The sequence below is a fragment of the Desulfatibacillum aliphaticivorans DSM 15576 genome (assembly GCF_000429905.1).
In the GTDB taxonomy this organism is placed as follows: domain Bacteria; phylum Desulfobacterota; class Desulfobacteria; order Desulfobacterales; family Desulfatibacillaceae; genus Desulfatibacillum; species Desulfatibacillum aliphaticivorans.
The window spans coordinates 1-17822 of sequence record NZ_AUCT01000039.1 but is presented as its reverse complement, the minus strand read 5'-3'; the positions used below and the strand labels follow the sequence as shown (position 1 = coordinate 17822).

Below are 17822 nucleotides of genomic sequence, written 5' to 3'. Positions count from 1 at the left end.
GCCCATGGGTCTTGCATAAAAGACGTTTGTACGGTACATTAGTCATGTACAGACGTCAATAGTCTTTTTTAGACGACATGTATATTTTTTAACAGGAAGGGCGGCGCATGAGCAAACAAAACGACTCTATTAGCTGCAAAGTCAAACAATATAGGCAAGAGGCCGGCGTCTCACAGGCTCAACTCGCCGATCTTGTGGGGGTGAAAAGGCAGGCCATATACGATATCGAGTCCGGCAAGTATCTCCCCAACACGGGGGTCGCCCTTAAACTGGCCAGGCATTTGGGCGCAACCGTGGAGGAGCTTTTTGTGGAGGAATGCGAGGAGGACGGCCGCGAGCTTGTGCTGCCCGAAGGCGGCGAAGAGGCCGGAGGGCGAATTTCCCTGGCCCGGGTGCGGGACAAATTGGTGGGCTATCCCCTGGAGGGGGAGTACGCCTTTTCCCATGAACTGAAAGCCGCGGACGGGGTGATCGGTTCTCAAGGCAAGGGCCTCAAAATCCTGGGGACGGGATCGGCTGCGGAAAATTCGGTGTTTCTCATGGGGTGCGATCCGGCTTTTACGCTGCTGGCCGCTCACGTTTCCCGGAAGGATCCCAAAGCCCGGGTGTTGTGCCGATTCGCCTCCAGCCACGCCTCCTTGAATGCTTTGGCCAGGGGGGAAACCCATATAGCCGGGACCCACTTGCACGACGAGCCGGGGAGCAGCGCCAACGTATCGGCGGCCCGGGAGAAAATCGCCCTAACGGGAGGCCTTGTCATGGGTTTTTCCATGATGGAGGAAGGATTGATGGTGGCCCCGGGCAATCCCTTGGGGCTGCGCTCGGCCGCTGATCTGGCGTCCGGCATGGTCCGCATCGTCAACCGGGAGCCGGGAGCCGCGCTCAGGGTGTTGCTGGATGACCAACTGGCCAAGGCGGGCGTTCCCGGGCCCGCAATCCCGGGATACGAAAAAACGGTCAAGTCCCACAATCAGGGCGCCCAAATGGTGGCCTGCGGCGCAGCGGACGCGGCTTTGGGGCTCAGGCCCATCGCCCACGCATTCGGCCTGGATTTCGTGCCCATTGCCGAGGTTCGGTGCGACCTTGTGATACCTTCGGACCTGATTGAACATCCCACCATCCGGGTGATGCTGGACGTTATGCAGACCCGGCATTTCCGGGAGGAAATCGACCTGCTGAGAGGCTATCATCCGGGACAGACAGGCGCGGTCATCGCCCAGTTTTAAGCGCCCTGCTTGTTGGCCTGTTTCATGATGTACCGGAACAGGCAGCAGTCCCGGCCGGTTTCATGCCGGGTTTCCAGCTTCAAGACAATATCCGGGTTATAGCCCTCCAGAATGGCGTGGTCAGCGTATTTGCAATACAAGGCGCCGTAATCGCCGAGCCCCCATTGCCGGGCGGCCTGGATGAACGTGCAGTTCCGCACCTGAAGCACCAGGTCCCCGTTGTCTATATTCGGCAAGAACCCGAAGTTGTCGGAGGATATATCCGAATAAATCAGCCAGTTTTTGAACGACAGGGGCTTGCCCATTCCCGCAACCGCCTTGGCGATGCTTCGCCCCCGCTCCCTGCCGAAATGCTGAACCGCCTGCTTGACGACGGCCTCGCCCTGCTCGGGCCCCAGACGCTCCATGGCTTCTTTGGCAAACGCCGCAAACAACTGGGCGGCAAGGCCGAAGCCCGGGGTGTGGTACCGTGTTCCCGCAATTTTCTTCCGGGGCAGAACATCTTTTAAATACCACCACGAAAAGCCGTGAAGCTCCTCCCTCTCCAAATCATTCATTCCCTGCTCCTGTTTTTATAAGTGCTTTATAAGAAGCTATACCCGGAACTGGTGTGAATTCATAGTATTTTATGCAAAGAGTCCGCGCTTTGGAGCACTTGGGCTTTATCGTCCTTGACTTGATCAGGGCCATCTGATAGCCCAATTTGCAGATTTTTTTCCACGCCGCCTGGAGAGATTTATGAATGCATTGGACATATTTATTTGTGTTGTCGTCGCTATCGGACTTTTCCGAGGCGTGGTGCGGGGCTTGATTAAAGAGGCCGCTTCCATCGTGGGCGTCGTAACGGGATTTTACGTGGCCATTGGCCATTACCACGTCCTGACGCCTATGTTTTCACAATATATTAAAACGCCGGAAACCGTGAATCTTTTAGCATTTTTTGTGCTTTTTTTCAGCGTCCTTATAGGAGTGGCGGCGATCGGCTCCATTTTGAAATATGTGTTGAAAATAGCTCACTTGGGCAATGTGGACAAAGTCTTCGGCGGCATTTTAGGGCTTATAAAAGGCATTTTGGTTTCGGCAGCGGTGGTCTTTGCATTAACCATGTTTTTGCCCAGCAATGAATCAGGAAGCGTCGGCAGATCCAGGCTGGCGCCTGTTGTAACCAAGTCCTCCAAATTCATCATTGCGCTGGTCCCTGAAAAGGTCATGCAGGGTTTTTCGGAAAAGACCGCGGAAATGAAGAAAAAATGGGAGGCTCAGGACGAGTAAACAGTGAATCAACCATTACCCTCAAACGAATCCCCTTTTCAGGGGCTGCGAGAGCTTATAGCAACCCTGCGGGGTGAAAACGGCTGCCCGTGGGACAGGAAGCAAACGCCTGAATCCATGCGTGTGTATCTGGTGGAGGAAATGTACGAACTTCTGGACGCCCTGGAGTCGGACGAGCCTTCCGCCGTATTGGAAGAATTGGGCGACGTGCTTTTTCACGTATTTTTCCTTTCCTGCATGTTCGAGGAAAGGGGCGAGTTTACGGCCATGGATGTGGCCACGGCCAACACGGAAAAAATGATCGCCCGCCATCCCCACGTGTTCGGCGACGACAAAGCCAAGACGGCGGAGGAAGTCAGGGCGCGCTGGCATCAATTCAAGAAAAACCAGCAAAAGCCAAAACCGGAAAAACGGCTTTTGGACGCTGTGCCCAAAAGCATGCCGGCCCTTATGAGGGCGTACCGGATCATTGAACGGGCATCCCGCGTGGGCGTGGATCGTCCGCCTTTGGGAGCGGGCGTGAAAGCGTTGGATCAAAAATGGGCCGGTTTAAGACAGGCCTTTGACTCCGGCGATAAGGAAACCATATCGGAAAAGCTCGGCCCCTTTCTGTTCGAGTTGTCAGGACTCTCCAGACAGGCCGGAGTGCACCCGGAGAATTGCCTGACCCGGGCCGCGAATGAGTTTTCCCGATGCTTTTCGCACGCCGAAGAGGAATTAAAGCAAGCCGGCAAGGACTTGGAAGACGTCAACCCGGAAGAAATCAACCGGACTATAAAAAAATACGAAGAGGAAAAACCGTGATTGCCATAATTGACTACGATGCAGGCAACCTCACCAGCGTGGAAAGGGCCGTCCGCTTTTTGGGAGAAGATTGCGCAGTCACCCGCGACCTGGATCTCATCTCCAAAGCGGAACGGGTTATCTTTCCCGGCGTGGGCGCAGCAGGCTCAGCCATGGAAAGCCTGAAAAAGTACGGGCTGGACAAGGCCTTGCATGAGGCTATGAAAGCCGGAAAGCCCATCCTGGGCATCTGCCTGGGCACCCAGATCATCACTTCGTTCAGCGAAGAAAACCAAGGAACCCCATGCCTTGGTCTGGTGAAAGGGGAAGTGCTTTGCTTTCCCGACGACATGAAGTCGCCGGAAGGGGAAAAGCTGAAGGTCCCCCACATGGGGTGGAATAACGTGACTGTTTTAAAAGACCACCCGGTGCTGGCCGACCTCAGGCCCGAGCATCAGTTTTACTTTGTCCACAGCTACTATCCCATGGCCAAGGAAGCCGGGAACGTGCTGGCTGAAACCGCGTACGGGCTGACTTTTTCCTCCGTGATGGGGCGGGACAACCTGATCGCCACCCAGTTTCACCCGGAAAAAAGCGGCAAGCCGGGATTGGCTCTTTTAAAGAATTTCATCGCCTGGAAGCCATAGGGCGAAAACCAAAACGTAAAAAAGGGGCCGGCGAATTTTCGCCGGCCCCTTTTTTGTTGTTCTTTTGCAACTTGAGGACTTTGCGACCCCTCAAATCATCTTGTTAGGCCAGGTTGTATCCGTGCTCGGCATGGAGGGAATGATCCAGACCGGTCAGCTCCATTTCTTCGTCCAGACGGAAGCCCACGGTTTTTTCCACCACCAGGCAAATCACAATCGTACCGGCGGCGGCCAGGGCGATGGTGGCGCCCATGCCCAGGGCCTGGACGCCGAACTGGCTGATTGCAGACCATCCGGGAGAAGCTGCTGCTGCGTCGGCCATCCAGGATTCCCGAATGAAAAAGGCCAGAAGCAAAACACCCAGGCCGCTGCCCACGCCGTGGATGCCGAAGCAGTCCAGGCTGTCGTCGTATCCGTACTTATCTTTTGCCTGCAAAGCTATGAAGCAGGCGATGGAGGACAAGGCGCCCAGCACGATGGCGCCCCAGGGTTCCACCACGCCGGCGGCGGGAGTAATGACCACCAGGCCCGCCAGGATGCCGGAGACGAAGCCCAGGGAGGTTGCTTTATTGAATTTTACGGCTTCAATGAGCATCCAGGTGCAAGCGCCTGCGGAGGCGGACACCTGAGTCATGGTAAGCGCCCTGGCGGTGTCCAGGCCGCTGGAGACGGTGGAGCCGGCGTTGAAACCAAACCAGCCCACCCACAAAAGGCCCGCGCCCATCATGGTCATGACCATGTTGTTGGGCTGTATGGGGCGCTCCGGGTATCCATGCCTTCTGCCAAGGAACAAAGCGGCCACAAGGGCGGAAACGCCTGCGGAAACGTGAATGACAAGCCCGCCGGCCAGATCGATGACCCCCGCAGCGCCGGAATTGAACAGCCAGCCGTCAGAAGCCCAGATCCAATGTGCCAGGGGGCAGTAGATTCCCAGAAACCAGAGTACGATAAACAGGATGTAGCCCCTGAAATACACGCGTTCGGCCACGGCGCCGGAAATCAGGGCCGGCGTGATGATGGCGAACTTGCCCTGGAACATGGCCAGGACGTATTCCGGCACGCCGTTGGTGATGGTTTCATCGATTCCCTTTAAAAAGAAATAATCGCTGTTCCAGCCGACAAATCCCCCCAAAATGTTTTTACCGAAAGCCAGAGAGTAGCCGCACACCACCCACAACACGCCGATGACGGCAATGGACACAAAGCTGTGCATCATGGTGCCCAGAACGTTTTTTTTGCGAACCAGGCCGCCGTAAAACATGGCCAGGCCGGGAACCATGAGCAAAACCAGGGCGGTTGACGTGAGCATCCAGGCGGTTGTGCCGGAATCGCACGCCCCCCCCTCCTGGGCGAAAGCGGCCTGGGGCAGCGCCAGGGCGATAAAAAGCAACAATAGGGCTATCCTTTTTTTCATTCTATTCCTCCTCATTTGTAAACTCGGTCTTTCAATAGGCTGGGTTAGGCCAAACGGAGTATGTTATGGCAAGGATTGGGCCAAAATGGATGAATAAACACAACATATTGTAATATTGGCATATAGTCCTCATATTGATAATTATCCCGCCGTCAAAAAATAGACATTAATGTAATAATAATAGATTAATTAGTACATAAACGTTATAAATATATACTAACGATACAAATTAGGCGTATATTATATCCAGATCCCCGCCGACCCGCTCCGCCCGGCGCCAGGGCCGAAAACCGGCCCAGAGCGATCATGAATCCGGCTTTTCCAGCGCGCTCTTTATATGCAAATTACTGTTTATATACTAAAAATACAAACTTCAATCAAAGGCCGGATACAGGACGGGCCGGCGAAAAGAGCGCCTTCCGGCCCTGTCAGGGGGAGGGGATTACGCCGCTGGAAAGAAGGGAAGAAAAGAAACAGCCATGCAACTCCGTATTAGACAGACGTCTAATTGACGAAAATTACTTTCAAATAATTAATTATCACAAATTTGTTATTAATAGGAGCGGCATTATATCGTTTTAAAACCTGCCCCCACGCATTCTTTTGTTTGAAAGTAAAAATAGGCTGCCTAAGAAAGGCCGTGCTTCCACAGCCACCACAACTCCCATCCAAAATAGGCCATTAAAATCCACCCCATTATTTGGGCGAAAAACGCGGGAATTTCTTTTATCCGGTAAGTTGCGGCGGAAACGAATAATAAACCGGCGGCTCGACTGCTTCCCGTCAGGGCGGGAACCCAAATCAGGGCCAGACAGAACGGCATACGGTATACCCCGTACGCCAAACCGGGGAGGCCGCCGTGGATGTGCATGGCGAAAAGCGTGTAAAAAACGGCCGCGGCGCCGGACAGCCATAGGGGCAAAAGGCCGGGCGAGGGTTCGGGAGCGGCCAGGTTTTCGGCCAGGGAAGACGCCCGCTCCCTGAATATTTCGGAGCCGCGAAGAAATTGGGCGACCATGGGGAACTCGCCGCCGTCCAGCCAGACTCCTTCGCAGGCGGGGCATTTATCCACCATGATGTTGGAATTGTAGGCGTAGTTGGCCTCCTCCAAGGAGGCTTCGCATCGGGGGCAGGGGCGCTGCTCCGGCCCCGGGCGCTCCCGGGGATAGGTGGAGGTGTTGAGGCGGCTGGAGAAATCAAGGTATAGGGGCGCCTTTCCTGCGTCCGTTACCTTGACGTAGGAAACCAGCTCCCCGGGATCGAACCAGCCGCCCTTGCATTTTGGGCACTGAAAAATGCGATAGCTGCTGGTTCGCTCCTCTTCCAAAGGGATCCCGCATGCGGGGCAGTTCATGATTCTATTCCCAGAACCCTTGCTGCGCTTTCCCCTAAGATCTTATTGGCTTCCTCTTCGCTGAGGCCTGCACCTGCAATTTCCTTAAAGTAACGCATGGGCCTTAAAAGGGGAAAATCGCTGCCGTAAAGCACTTTTTCCGGCCCGATGATGTCGCAGGCTTCTCTGTAGATCCTTTTGTCGTACAGATAAGGGGATGCTGCAGTATCGTAGTAAACGTTTTCCAACAGTTCCTTAGCCTGTTTTTTCAACATATGAAAAAAGAAGATGCCTCCGCCCCAGTGGGCGAGGACCACCTTGTTTTCAGGGAACCTGGCGACCAAATTCCAAATCTGGTCGGGGGTGACGGGCGTCTTGCCCGGGTACATATGGCCCACCGGCTCGTTGGTGTGAATCAAAACAGGAGCGTCAAACTCCTTGGCCGCCTCCATGATAGGCCCAAGGCGGTCCAGGGCCTCGCCGTCAATGCCCGAACGATACAAGGCCAGCTCGCCGATGCCTCCGGCGCCCGCCTCCAGGCAGCGTCTGGCTTCGGATAATGCATTTTCAGCCATGACGTCAAAGCAGGCGAAGCCGATCAGGCGGCCGTTGCTTCTTTCCGCCGTAGCGAGGATGTAATCGTTATGGCGGCGGCTCAGATCTTCGTCCTGCCAGGGGAAGCCGAAGACCACGGACTTGTCCACCCCGTCTTCATCCATGGCGGCGATGATGTCCGTTCCGCCGCACAACTTGGATTTTTCCGGCTTGTAAAGCAGTTCAAAAGCCGGTTCACCGGAAAAAAAACGCTCCCGGTTCTCCCTGATCTGGCGCGGAAACAAATGCGTATGAAAGTCGATAATCATGACATATCCTTTAGGCTTTTCGTTGATTCGCCGTTTCAGCCTCGCCTTTGCAAGTGCATCGGCCGGAGACTAACCAAGTAAAAATATAGCTATTGCGGTTGACTTTGGCAAAGAATATTGAGCATAATGCCGGGCGGGGTTGACGATAGACGAGGATCTATCCAACCAACGCCTAACCATATTTCATAAACCCCTTTAACTCCCTGAACAAATTTTTTCAAGGCTCCTTTAGAAGGCATGCAAGTTGCATGTTATGCAATTTAACAAAACCTTTCTAATTAAGGAACTTAGGAATCGAAAACGTCATGCGTCGGATCTTAAAACACAAAGGGGCCGGAGTTTTACTCTTTATCCTGGCTTTTTTGGCAATATGCTGGCCGTTTATGGCGCGCACCTTGTACCAGGTTGTGGAAGAACGGTATGTGCATCTTTTTATCGCTTGGGCGGTGATTATCGTCCTTCTGTTTTTCCTGAGCAAAACAGCCGTGCAAGACGATGACAACCCCGGGGGATAGTGCATGTTCCAACCCGCAACAATCCTTGTTGTGATTATCCTCTACGTAGGCGCCTTGCTATTGGTCGCCACAAAAGTGGAGCGCATGGCCTCCAGGGGCTCCAATCCCTCCAACACCCCGCTTGTTTACACCCTTTCCCTGGCCGTCTATTGCACCACATGGACCTATTACGGCAGCGTGGAAAGCGCGGCCTTTTCCGGCATGCTTTTTTTGACCATTTATCTTGGCCCGACCCTTGGAGCGATTTTTTGGGGAACCGTTCTGCGCAAACTGGTCAGGATCAAACAACAGCACAGAATCAGCAGCATAGCCGACTTTACCGCCGCCCGGTACGGGGCTTCCCAGAGGCTGGCGGCCCTCACGACCGTTATCGCCCTGGTGGGCATAGCGCCTTATATTGCGCTTCAGTTCAAGTCCGTGGTCAACACCTTTGAACTGATTTCCGCCCATGAGGGGCTGACGCCTTCGTGGATTGAAGCCAACGCCGGCCCGATAATGGCCATCTTGCTGATAATCTTCACCATCATGTTCGGGATGCGGCGCCTGGACCCGACGGAGCAGCACCAGGGCATGGTGATGGCCGTAGCCATTCAATCGGTGGTCAAGCTGGTCTCCTTTCTGGCCGCGGGAATCTTTGTGGTCTTTTTTCTGTTTGACGGAGTGGGCGATTTGGCCGCCCAAATGCCCAACGCCCATCTCGGGATGGCCGTTTCCGGCATGCAGGCCGATGCATCGACTTTTCTCACATGGTGCACCTACCTACTCCTGGCCATGTCCGCCATTTTGTTCCTGCCGCGCCAATTCCATGTCGCAGTAGTGGAAAATTCTGACGAAAGCCACATTCGCACGGCCATGTGGGGCTTCCCGTTATACGTATTTCTTATTAATATTTTCGTGCTGCCTATCGCCGCCGCCGGGCTGATCAAAGGCCTGCCCGAGGTCAACGCCGACACCTTTGTCCTGGGTCTTCCCCTCCAATACGGAAGCCCCCTGCTGGTCATGATCGTCTTCATCGGCGGCTTTTCCGCCGCCATGAGCATGATCATGATTTCCGCCATGACCATGGCGACCATGATCACCAATCACCTGCTTTTGCCGGTCATCGAGTTTTTCGGCTGGCTCGGGTTCATGCGCAAACAAATCCTCAAGGCGAGATGGGCTTCCGTGGCGCTGGTCATTTTACTGGGTTATTCTTTTGAAGCATACATTGGGCACAGCTACACGCTCATCAACATGGGCATGATCTCCTTTGGCGCCGCCCTCCAGTTCGCCCCTCCCATCCTGGGAGGAATCCTGTGGGAGCGGGGCAATCGCAGAGGGGCTTTGTGGGGCCTGAACATCGGCTTTGCGGCCTGGGCTTACACCCTGCTTCTCCCCTCATTCGTCCGCAGCGGCTGGCTGCCCGTGTCGTTCTTAATGGAAGGGCCCTTTGGAATCTCCCTGCTTAAACCCGAGGCTCTTTTGGGCCTATCCAGCCTGAGCCCCCTGACCCATTCCGTCTTCTGGACCATGCTTTTGAATTGCAGCTTTTACATTATTTTTTCCCTCCTCCACGAACCCACGGACGAAGAAGCCAGGGTGGCCCAATCCTACGTAAACGCCCTCTCGCCGACCCCATTGCAAAAAGCGCTGAGCCGCTCCGAGCCAACCATTGCGTTGGAGGAAAAATCCCAGGAAATCCTCAAATTGTTCAAACGCTATTTTTACACCAACATCAGCCGCAACATGCTGGATCTCTGCATTGAACAGGCGGGGCTGCAAAGCCAGGAAAAAATCAATGTGCTGGAATGGGCGGATTTATGCTCCCGGGCTGAAACCCTGCTCGCCGGCTCCATTGGAGCAGCCACGGCGGGCAAAGTTTTTCGCCAGGCCAATCTCTATTCTCAAAATGAATCTATCGAGCTTTCCGCGATTTACGGAAAAATTCTGGCGGACCTGCGCCTTACTCCGGAAGACCTGAAGGAAAAAATTGACTATTACAAAGAAAAGGAATCCCTGATCCAGGAGCACGCCAAAGACCTGGAGGCGAAAATCCAACTGCTGCAGGAGCAAATACAAAAACGCAAGGAGACGGAACAGGCCCTGAAAAAAAGCGAGGAGCGCTACCGCACCCTTTTGGGCACAACCCCCGACGCCGTCGTCGCTTATGACGAAGAAGGTTTGGTGCAATATGTGAACGCAGCCTTTGTCCAGACCTACGGATGGTCGGAGGATGAACTCATGGGCAAACGGATCGACTTCGTCCCTCCCCATGAAACGGAAAGAACCCGCCAGGCCCTCGGCGAACTTTCCAGCGGAAAATTCCTGGACCTGGAAACCCAGCGCCTCACCAAATCGGGGGACATCCTGGACGTTCTGCTGAAAAGCGCCCCATTTTTCAACCACGAAGGCAAGGTCATCGGCAGCATGGTCATCCACCATGACATCACGCAGCGGAAAAAAGCCCAGGAAATGATGGTGCAAACCGAAAAGATGGTTTCTCTGGGGGGATTGGCCGCAGGCATGGCGCACGAAATCAACAATCCTCTGGCCGGCATCATCCAGAACGTCCAGGTGATCATCAACCGGCTGACCCAGCGCATTCCCGCCAATGTCAGAGCGGCCCAACAATGCGGAACCACCATGGAGGCCATCTCGCACTATGTGGAATTGCGGGGATTGACCGGCATGTTTCAATCGGTGGTGGATTCAGGCAGCCGGGCGGCGCGCATCGTGGACAACATGCTCAGTTTCAGCCGCATGAATCAGCAGCCGGTCATGAAGGCCGTGGATATGTGCGCTCTCATCGACAAAACCGTGGACATTGCTTCCAGCGACTACAATATCAAGAAAAAGTATGACTTCAGACAAATCCGGATTGTTCGGGATTACGAGGCGAACCTCCCCCCCGTCCCTTGCGAAGAAGGCAAGATACAGCAGGTCATCCTGAATCTGCTGCGCAACGCCGCCCAGGCCATGGCCGAGCAAAAAGGCCGGCAGTCCCTGCCCACCATCACCCTAAGAGTGGGCGCCTATGACGCCAAAAACGTTCGGGTGGAGGTGAGCGACAACGGTCCGGGCATGCAGGAAGACGTCCGCAGGCGAATTTTCGAGCCTTTTTACACCACCAAAGCCGTGGGCCAGGGCACGGGCCTGGGGCTGTCGGTTTCCTTTTTCATCATCACCGAAAACCATAAAGGCGCCATGTGGGTGGAGTCCAATCCCGGGCAGGGCGCATCCTTCATCATCACCCTGCCCTTTGAATCTCCTGTCAAATACAAATAGCCTTTTTTTATTTCTTGGGAACGTAGCGGTCCACGTCCGCAAAATAATCCATGGCTGCGGAGCGCTCCAGGAATAAGGCTGCATGAGGCGTTCCGGCCGGGATGTGATAATAATCCCCGGGGCCGTAGGTTTTGGTCTCGCCGCCTATGGTCAGGTCGATTTTCCCGGCGATGACCATGCCCCATTGCTCTCCATGGGAGTGCTCGGGAATGGCCAGGCCCTCGGGCAGGTCGAAAAACACCACTTGCTGATTGGCGCCCTGGAGCAGCCAGCCGCGTACGCCTTCCACGGGGATGTCGATTTCAGGCAGCGTGCGGACAAAGTCGGGGTATGGGGTTCCATCCCACAAAGGCAGATCTTTCATCATGGCTCGTTCTCCTTATAAAAACACAGGTAAAAAAAGATGGGCTTCGTAAACGGCCTCATTACAACACCGGGCTTGCGATTAATCAAGACGAAACGCGGCGCATCGCCTAAAGTCAGGGCAGCGGGGGCATGGAATACAGGATGCGGTCGATGAGGGCGATCTGCTCATGGAGGCGATGGGCGTCCGCATAGGCGGTGCGCACGCCTGTAAGCAGGCGGGTTTCCATGTTCTGGCCCGCCAGTTCCCTTTCCTGGGTCCGGGCCTTGTCCAAGTGGAACAGGCACCAGGTCCTTTTTTCGGCAAGATACTCCTCCGGGTCCCTGTCCGCTGGAATTTCCTTGAACAAAACGAGAATCTTTTGCAGTAGGGCCTGAAAATCCTCTTTCTCCGCATTCTTTTCAAAAAACTTTCGGGCCAAAGCAAGCAGGTCCCCGGTCCAGGCGATTCCCGAGGAACGAAGCAGGGCCAGGGATCTATTTACGCATTCCTTGTTGCTGCAAAAAGCCAACGCCCGTGCAAGAGGCTCCGGGGCTTCTACGGTCAAATGCAGTCTTTTGACATAAGCCGTCAAATCAGCCGCACCGACCCCGATTACAATATTTTTTGAAGCGCCGGGTAAAATAAGCTCTGTTTTTTGGACTCTGCCTTTTAAAAAAGCGACGATTTCATTCTGCGCCTCTTGGGAAAGGCATTTTCCTTGCAGCACCGACTCCAGGCGAGCCCTTGACTCCAGGTCGGGAAAAAGCAACAGTTGCCGGGCAGTTTCCGCTTCCTCCCAATCCGGATCAGCCAAAAGGGCGGCCAGTTCCCCCCTGTTTACGCAGCCGGCCACGGCCTCCAAAAATTCCAGGTCACGATCCTTAACCGCGATCCCGGCGCTGAAAAAGTCGCCCGCAAGTTGCATTATTTTAACTAATTCCTGTTTCACGCCAATCCTATGGGAGCTATTCCTTTGTAGTTGTTTTAGTATGCCTTTTCAATATTATTTCAGGCATATCAGAAGCATTTAAAATGTGCAACGCTTGCGTAACTGAGGAAGGCTTCATATTTTGATACGCTGTTGCAAGGCCGCTCAGAGGCAGTTTCACGGCTGTAAAAACCGACCGGAATATTTTCGTAAATGATTCATTTTAAATGTTAATAATGCAATTTTTTAGACCCGGAAGGGCTTATTCCAAGCTTTTCACTTGACATGGGTCCATCATCCTTGTAAAAGCTGAATTTGTCCTCATTTTTCTCCGGCATGACAAGGAAAAATGAATATAAACGAATGGTTAAGGTAGGTAACCGCAAATTCGGACTCCGGCTTTTAAGCCGCGACAATAAAAAGGTTATACTAAAGGAGGATTTTATGGTGAGACGGATTCGTAAGGCAGCCGTTCTGGGCTCTGGAGTCATGGGTGGAGGCATTGCCGCCCTGCTGGCCAGCGCCGGAATCAAGACTCTGCTTCTGGATATCGTGCCCTTTGACCTCACGGATGAGGAAAAGAACGATCCCAAGGCCAGGAACCGCATCGTGCAAGCGGGATTTGACGGCATTGTCAAATCCAAACCGTCCCTGTTCATGAACGCCAAGGATGAAAAGGCGTTGGTGCAAGTTGGCAACTTTGAAGACGACTGGGACAAATTGGCCGAGTGCGACTGGATTGTGGAAGTGGTCGTTGAAAACCTCAAGATCAAGCAAGAAGTTCTTGCCAAGGTGGAAAAGGTCCGTAAGGCCGATGCTATCGTCAGCACCAACACCTCCGGCATTCCGCTTGAAGCCATGAGCAAGGAGCTGAGCTCCGAGTTCCGCCAAAATTTCATGGGCACCCACTTTTTCAACCCCGTCCGTTACATGAAGCTCCTCGAGCTCATCCCCGGCGCTGAGACCAAACCGGAAGTCCTGGACTTCATGAAGGACTTTGGCGAACGCATCCTGGGCAAGGGCATTGTGTGGGCCAAGGACACCCCCAACTTCATCGGCAACCGCATTGGCGTGCAGGGCATGGTGCAGGCGATGCAGCTCATGGTGGAAGACGGCATGAGCATTCCTGAAGTGGACGCTCTGTTCGGCCCCGTTCTGGGCCGTCCCAAGACCGCCATGTTCAAGACCGCCGACCTGGTGGGCCTGGACACCCTGGGACACGTCGCCAGCAACACCTATGAACTGGTGGTGGACGACGAAGCTCGCGAAACCTTCAAGGTGCCCGAGTTCGTCAGCCAGATGATCGAAAAGAAAATGCTGGGCAACAAGACCAAGGGCGGCTTCTACAAAAAGGACATGACTCCTGAGTGGAAACTGATCCCCAAGGTTCTGAACCCCCAGACCATGGAATACGAAGAGTTTGAAAGACCGACCTTCCCCTGCCTGGACGCCGCCAAGAGCGCCAAGGGCCTGGCCGAAAAAATCAAGGCCGTGGCTTACGCCGACGACAAGGGCGGAAAGTTTGTATGGAAGGTCCTTTCCAATGGTCTGATCTACGCCGCCAACCGTATTCCTGAAATTTCCGACACCATCGTGGAAATCGACAACTCCATGAAGTGGGGCTACAACTTTACTTTCGGCCCCTTCGAAACATGGGACGCCCTGGGAGTCAAAGAGTCCGTTGCCAAGATGGAAGCCGAAGGCATGACCGTTCCTGAGAACGTGAAGAAAATGCTGGCCGCCGGCGTAGAGTCCTTCTACAAGTTTGAAAACGGCATCGACTACTACTTTGATTTCGCAACCGGCGAATACAAAGCCATCGAGCTGAGCCCCACGATCATTTCCCTGAAGGGCCTGAAGGGCGCCGGCAAAAAGGTCATGGGCAACAACTCCGTGTCCCTGGTGGACCTGGAAGACGGCGTGTTCTGCGTGGAATTCCACACCAAGATGAACGCCATCAACGCCGAACTGGTTGACGGCATGGGCGAAGCCCTGGCTTACGTGGATGACAACGGCATCGGCGTGGTCATAGGCAACCAGTCCCCCGGCTTCCCCGGAGCTTTCTCCGCGGGCGGCGACCTGGCTTACATGCTGGGTCTTGCCAAAGCCGGCAAATACGCTGACATCGACGCTTTCCTGGCTCGCGCTCAGGGCGGCATGATGAATGCTCTGTACTCTTCCTTCCCCGTTGTGGCGGCGCCCTTTGGCATGACCTTGGGCGGCGGTTGCGAAACCTGCCTGGCAGCCGACAAAATCGTAGCTCATTCCGAGTTGTTCATGGGTCTGGTGGAAGTGGGCGTCGGCCTCATCCCCGGCGGCGGCGGATGCATGAACACCTGGAAGAAGTTCGCCCTTTCCACGCCTCCATGCGTCAAGGTGAACGACTTGCTCCCATACTTCATGCACGTCTTCCAAAACATCGCCATGGCCAAGTTCTCCAACTCCGCTGCTCAGGCCCGCACCATGGGCTTCCTGGGACCCAAGGACCGGATCGTCATGAACCGCGACTACCTCATCGGCGAAGCCAAGAAAGAGGTTCTGCGCATGGTGGACGCCGGTTATGCACCGCCCCAAAAGAAACCCATCCCCGTGCTCGGCAAGTCCGCTCAGGGTCTTGCGGACCAGCAGCTTTTCGACATGCTGGCCGCCGGATACATCAGCGAGCATGACGCTCTCATCGCCAAGAAAGTCGCTTACATCATCGGCGGCGGCGACGTCCGCGACAACAGCACGGTTGACGAAGACTACATCCTGAAGCTGGAGCGCGATGCTTTCGTGTCCCTGTTCAAGGAAGAAAAGACCATCGCCCGCGTCGAACACATGCTGGCCACTGGCAAACCTCTTCGCAATTAAAGAACAATTTTTCCCAACATCAGGAGGGATAGATATATGAGAGATGCATACATAGTCAGCGCAGTGAGAACCCCGGGATGCCGCAGGAACAAGGGCGCCTTCAAGGACACCCGCCCCGAGGCCCTGCTGTCCCACATTCTGAACGCCGCCGTGGATAAGGTTCCTGGCATGGAAAAAGGCGACGTAGACGACGTTATGATGGGCTGCTCCTTCCCCGAAGCCGAGCAGGGATTGAATATAGGCCGCGTGGCCAACCAGATCGCCGGCTTCCCCATTGAGGTCTCCGGCGCTACGGTCAACCGCTTCTGCTCCTCCGGACTGGAAGCCATTGCACTGGCCAGCTCCCGCGTTATGGTGGGATGGTCCGACATCACCATGGCCGGCGGCGTGGAATCCATGACCTTCGTGCCCATGGGCGGCAACATGCCCCGTCCGTACCCGAACCACACCCAGGCCGGCGGCGCCGACCTGTACTGCTCCATGGGCACCACTGCGGAAAACGTGGCCAACCGCTACGGCATTTCCCGCGAAGCCCAGGATGAGTTCGCTTTTAATTCCCAGATGAAAGCCGTTAAGGCTCAGAAGGAAGGCCTATACGGCGAAATCATCCCCACTCCCGCCGTCAAGTACGTAATCGGCGAAGACGGACTTTCCAAGCAGGAAACCTTTCTCCAGGATTTTGACGACGGCGTCCGCGAAAGCACGACCCTGGAAGGTCTTGCCAAACTCCGCCCCGTGTTCGCAGCCGCCGGCTCCGTCACCGCGGGCAACTCCTCCCAGACCACGGACGGCGCAGCCGCTTGCGTGATCATGTCCGAAAACAAGGTCAAGGAACTGGGCGTGAAGCCCCTGGCCAAGCTGGTGTGCTACACCACCGTGGGCTGCCGTCCCGACGAAATGGGCGTGGGCCCCCGCTACGCCATTCCCAAGCTGCTGGACAAAGTGGGCCTGACCATCGACGACATCGGACTCTGGGAAATCAACGAGGCTTTCGCTTCCCAGGCCCTGTATTCCATCCGTGAAATCGGCCTGAACAAGCCCCAGTACATGGAAAAGATCAACATCAACGGCGGCGCCATCGCACTGGGCCATCCCCTGGGATGCACCGGCGCCAAGCTGGCCGCCACCCTGCTGTACAACATGAACAAACACGGCGTGAAATACGGCGTGGAGTCCATGTGCATCGGCGGCGGCATGGGCGCGGCAGCTCTGTTCGAGCTGTGCGACTAATTCCGCCTTTGGCTGCCAGCAGCCAAATTGCATAAGCAGTATAAACAGGGCCGGTTTTCCGGCCCTGTTACATTTTTAAGCGGCATCGCCGTAGCGTTTTGGGTGTTTGATGCTGCTTTGGGAGCCGGTAGTTCCACTATCCGCCTCCCGGGCGTTGCTTCGCCCGCCATCTACCCAAAAGGCCGCCGGATCCCCCCCTTCCGGCGGCCTTTTTTATTTTGCAGCACCGTGAACTAAATTTGAAAACAGTTTTTAAAAAGATATTCACGAAAATCCGAGGCGGCGGGAGAGCGCTATCGGACAAAAAACTCACTTGTTTACGGCTTGAAATCCATCAGGAATTTTTAGTGTCATCCAATACGTTTCGTACCATCTCAGCCATCTCTAAACTGATAATGGGTTTCATCAATAAACCTTTTACTCCTAATGCAGCTGCCTTATCTGCATCAATCCTTTCGCTGAAGCCAGTACACAAAATAATGGGAATGTCAGGACGGATGGAAATCAATTCCCTTGCCAATTCATCCCCTGTCATTTTGGGCATTGCGACGTCTGATATAACCAAGTCAAATGAATCAGGATTGGATTTAAAGGCTTCTATCGCCTCGATACCGTTCAACTTCAAAATCGTTTGATACCCCAGCCTTTCAAGAATACGTTCCGCGAGGTTCGCGATAGAAGGCTCGTCGTCAACGATTAATATGCGTTCGTTGCCTGAATAATAGGATTTATCCTCCCTCTTGATTTCGGTATGAGCAAATTGTTTAACAAGCGGGAAATATAATTCAAATGTTGTCCCTTTACCTATTTCACTATTTACAAAGATGGTAACCGTCTAAACAACCGCATCTTCACGGGGTGGTTGGGATGTGGCATAAGAATTTCCATCTTTTGAAAGGAGATTCCATGTCACAAGAAGCAATTTATCCGACGAAGAGCCGAGAAGATCGTTTTTTCGCACCAAGCCAAGACCTGTCCGATCCCAAAGCCAAACGTCGGTTCTGGGAGCATCACCTCGCCCGATGCCGCCAGAGCGGCCTTACGCAAAAAGCCTATTGCCAAAAACACGGTCTCAAGCTCCATCAGTTTTATTACTGGAAGAAGCGGCTGATGCAGGATCATGGCAAAGTCTCGTTTTTGCCCCTTCC

At 54.4% G+C, this 17822-nt stretch carries 16 protein-coding genes; 9 read left to right on the top strand and 7 right to left on the bottom strand.

From position 1 onward, the window contains the following. The first annotated feature begins 107 nt into the window (after nt 1–107). Nucleotides 108–1226, top strand: coding sequence for a substrate-binding domain-containing protein (locus tag G491_RS0124465; RefSeq protein WP_028316423.1), 1119 nt, complete (start codon nt 108–110; stop codon nt 1224–1226). On the opposite strand, the gene G491_RS0124460 is transcribed toward G491_RS0124465, so the two are convergent. Beyond that, nucleotides 1223–1783 carry an L-2-amino-thiazoline-4-carboxylic acid hydrolase gene (locus G491_RS0124460; protein ID WP_028316422.1) on the bottom strand — a complete coding sequence of 187 codons (561 nt, stop codon included), beginning with the start codon at nt 1781–1783 and terminating at the stop codon, nt 1223–1225. The two genes, G491_RS0124465 and G491_RS0124460, sit on opposite strands and share 4 nt — an antisense overlap. A 181-nt stretch (nt 1784–1964) precedes the next feature. On the opposite strand from G491_RS0124460, the gene G491_RS0124455 reads away from it, so the two are divergent. From G491_RS0124455 to hisH, 3 genes are read left to right on the top strand one after another with little or no spacing between them, the layout of a single operon-like run. After that, entirely contained in the window at nt 1965–2498 is a 534-nt protein-coding gene (locus G491_RS0124455; RefSeq protein ID WP_028316421.1) for a CvpA family protein, read from the top strand. A 3-nt stretch (nt 2499–2501) separates the two neighbouring features. After that, nucleotides 2502–3302 carry a nucleoside triphosphate pyrophosphohydrolase gene (mazG, locus tag G491_RS32330; protein WP_084511680.1) on the top strand — a complete coding sequence of 267 codons (801 nt, stop codon included), beginning with the start codon at nt 2502–2504 and terminating at the stop codon, nt 3300–3302. Further along, nucleotides 3299–3928 carry an imidazole glycerol phosphate synthase subunit HisH gene (gene hisH, locus G491_RS0124445; RefSeq protein ID WP_015948396.1) on the top strand — a complete coding sequence of 210 codons (630 nt, stop codon included), beginning with the start codon at nt 3299–3301 and terminating at the stop codon, nt 3926–3928. Before mazG ends, hisH begins: the two co-directional genes overlap by 4 nt. Nucleotides 3929–4031: 103 nt before the next feature. On the opposite strand, the gene G491_RS0124440 is transcribed toward hisH, so the two are convergent. The 3 genes from G491_RS0124440 to G491_RS0124430 form a co-directional block, all read right to left on the bottom strand. Beyond that, a complete protein-coding gene (locus tag G491_RS0124440) occupies nt 4032–5342 on the bottom strand; it encodes an ammonium transporter (protein ID WP_015948397.1) in 1311 nt (436 codons plus the stop codon). A 628-nt stretch (nt 5343–5970) separates the two neighbouring features. Further along, the gene (locus tag G491_RS0124435) at nt 5971–6696 is read right to left on the bottom strand and encodes a TFIIB-type zinc ribbon-containing protein (protein WP_028316420.1); all 726 of its coding nucleotides are present in this window, start codon (nt 6694–6696) and stop codon (nt 5971–5973) included. Then, nucleotides 6693–7538, bottom strand: coding sequence for an amidohydrolase family protein (locus tag G491_RS0124430; protein ID WP_028316419.1), 846 nt, complete (start codon nt 7536–7538; stop codon nt 6693–6695). The genes G491_RS0124435 and G491_RS0124430 overlap by 4 nt, the downstream gene beginning before the upstream one ends. A 305-nt stretch (nt 7539–7843) precedes the next feature. Between G491_RS0124430 and G491_RS0124425 the strand changes: the two genes are divergently transcribed. Continuing rightward, nucleotides 7844–8053, top strand: coding sequence for a hypothetical protein (locus tag G491_RS0124425; protein ID WP_028316418.1), 210 nt, complete (start codon nt 7844–7846; stop codon nt 8051–8053). Between the two features lie 3 nt (nt 8054–8056). Then, nucleotides 8057–11317: an ATP-binding protein gene (locus tag G491_RS34575; RefSeq protein WP_051327504.1), complete on the top strand. Its 3261-nt coding sequence runs from the start codon at nt 8057–8059 to the stop codon at nt 11315–11317. 7 nt (nt 11318–11324) lie between these two features. Here the strand turns inward: G491_RS34575 and G491_RS0124415 are convergent, their stop codons facing one another. Continuing rightward, nucleotides 11325–11684, bottom strand: a complete 360-nt coding sequence (locus tag G491_RS0124415) for a cupin domain-containing protein (RefSeq protein WP_084511678.1) — start codon at nt 11682–11684, stop codon at nt 11325–11327. Nucleotides 11685–11796: 112 nt separating this feature from the next. Further along, on the bottom strand, nt 11797–12588 hold the full coding sequence (locus G491_RS0124410) for a hypothetical protein (protein WP_028316416.1): 792 nt from the start codon (nt 12586–12588) through the stop codon (nt 11797–11799). 447 nt (nt 12589–13035) lie between these two features. On the opposite strand from G491_RS0124410, the gene G491_RS0124405 reads away from it, so the two are divergent. Together G491_RS0124405 and G491_RS0124400 are read left to right on the top strand one after the other, a co-directional pair. Then, nucleotides 13036–15444, top strand: a complete 2409-nt coding sequence (locus tag G491_RS0124405; protein WP_028316415.1) for a 3-hydroxyacyl-CoA dehydrogenase/enoyl-CoA hydratase family protein — start codon at nt 13036–13038, stop codon at nt 15442–15444. Nucleotides 15445–15480: 36 nt separating this feature from the next. Beyond that, nucleotides 15481–16674 (top strand): thiolase family protein, encoded by a 1194-nt coding sequence (locus tag G491_RS0124400; protein WP_028316414.1) that lies wholly within the window; start codon nt 15481–15483, stop codon nt 16672–16674. Nucleotides 16675–17008: 334 nt separating this feature from the next. Here the strand turns inward: G491_RS0124400 and G491_RS36440 are convergent, their stop codons facing one another. After that, nucleotides 17009–17371, bottom strand: coding sequence for a response regulator (locus tag G491_RS36440; protein ID WP_282706005.1), 363 nt, complete (start codon nt 17369–17371; stop codon nt 17009–17011). 209 nt (nt 17372–17580) lie between these two features. On the opposite strand from G491_RS36440, the gene tnpA reads away from it, so the two are divergent. Beyond that, a partial coding sequence (tnpA, locus tag G491_RS35070; protein WP_084511682.1) for an IS66 family insertion sequence element accessory protein TnpA occupies nt 17581–17822 on the top strand: 242 nt, incomplete at its 3' end.

What these genes read in the sequence shown, in the direction of transcription:
- G491_RS0124465 (WP_028316423.1), top strand. Translation starts at nt 108, where the DNA reads ATGAGCAAACAAAACGACTCTATTAGCTGCAAAGTCAAACAATATAGG.
- G491_RS0124460 (WP_028316422.1), bottom strand. Translation starts at nt 1,783, where the DNA reads ATGAATGATTTGGAGAGGGAGGAGCTTCACGGCTTTTCGTGGTGGTAT.
- G491_RS0124455 (WP_028316421.1), top strand. Translation starts at nt 1,965, where the DNA reads ATGAATGCATTGGACATATTTATTTGTGTTGTCGTCGCTATCGGACTT.
- G491_RS0124440 (WP_015948397.1), bottom strand. Translation starts at nt 5,342, where the DNA reads ATGAAAAAAAGGATAGCCCTATTGTTGCTTTTTATCGCCCTGGCGCTG.
- G491_RS0124435 (WP_028316420.1), bottom strand. Translation starts at nt 6,696, where the DNA reads ATGAACTGCCCCGCATGCGGGATCCCTTTGGAAGAGGAGCGAACCAGC.
- G491_RS0124430 (WP_028316419.1), bottom strand. Translation starts at nt 7,538, where the DNA reads ATGATTATCGACTTTCATACGCATTTGTTTCCGCGCCAGATCAGGGAG.
- G491_RS0124425 (WP_028316418.1), top strand. Translation starts at nt 7,844, where the DNA reads ATGCGTCGGATCTTAAAACACAAAGGGGCCGGAGTTTTACTCTTTATC.
- G491_RS34575 (WP_051327504.1), top strand. Translation starts at nt 8,057, where the DNA reads ATGTTCCAACCCGCAACAATCCTTGTTGTGATTATCCTCTACGTAGGC.
- G491_RS0124415 (WP_084511678.1), bottom strand. Translation starts at nt 11,684, where the DNA reads ATGATGAAAGATCTGCCTTTGTGGGATGGAACCCCATACCCCGACTTT.
- G491_RS0124410 (WP_028316416.1), bottom strand. Translation starts at nt 12,588, where the DNA reads ATGCAACTTGCGGGCGACTTTTTCAGCGCCGGGATCGCGGTTAAGGAT.
- G491_RS0124405 (WP_028316415.1), top strand. Translation starts at nt 13,036, where the DNA reads ATGGTGAGACGGATTCGTAAGGCAGCCGTTCTGGGCTCTGGAGTCATG.
- G491_RS0124400 (WP_028316414.1), top strand. Translation starts at nt 15,481, where the DNA reads ATGAGAGATGCATACATAGTCAGCGCAGTGAGAACCCCGGGATGCCGC.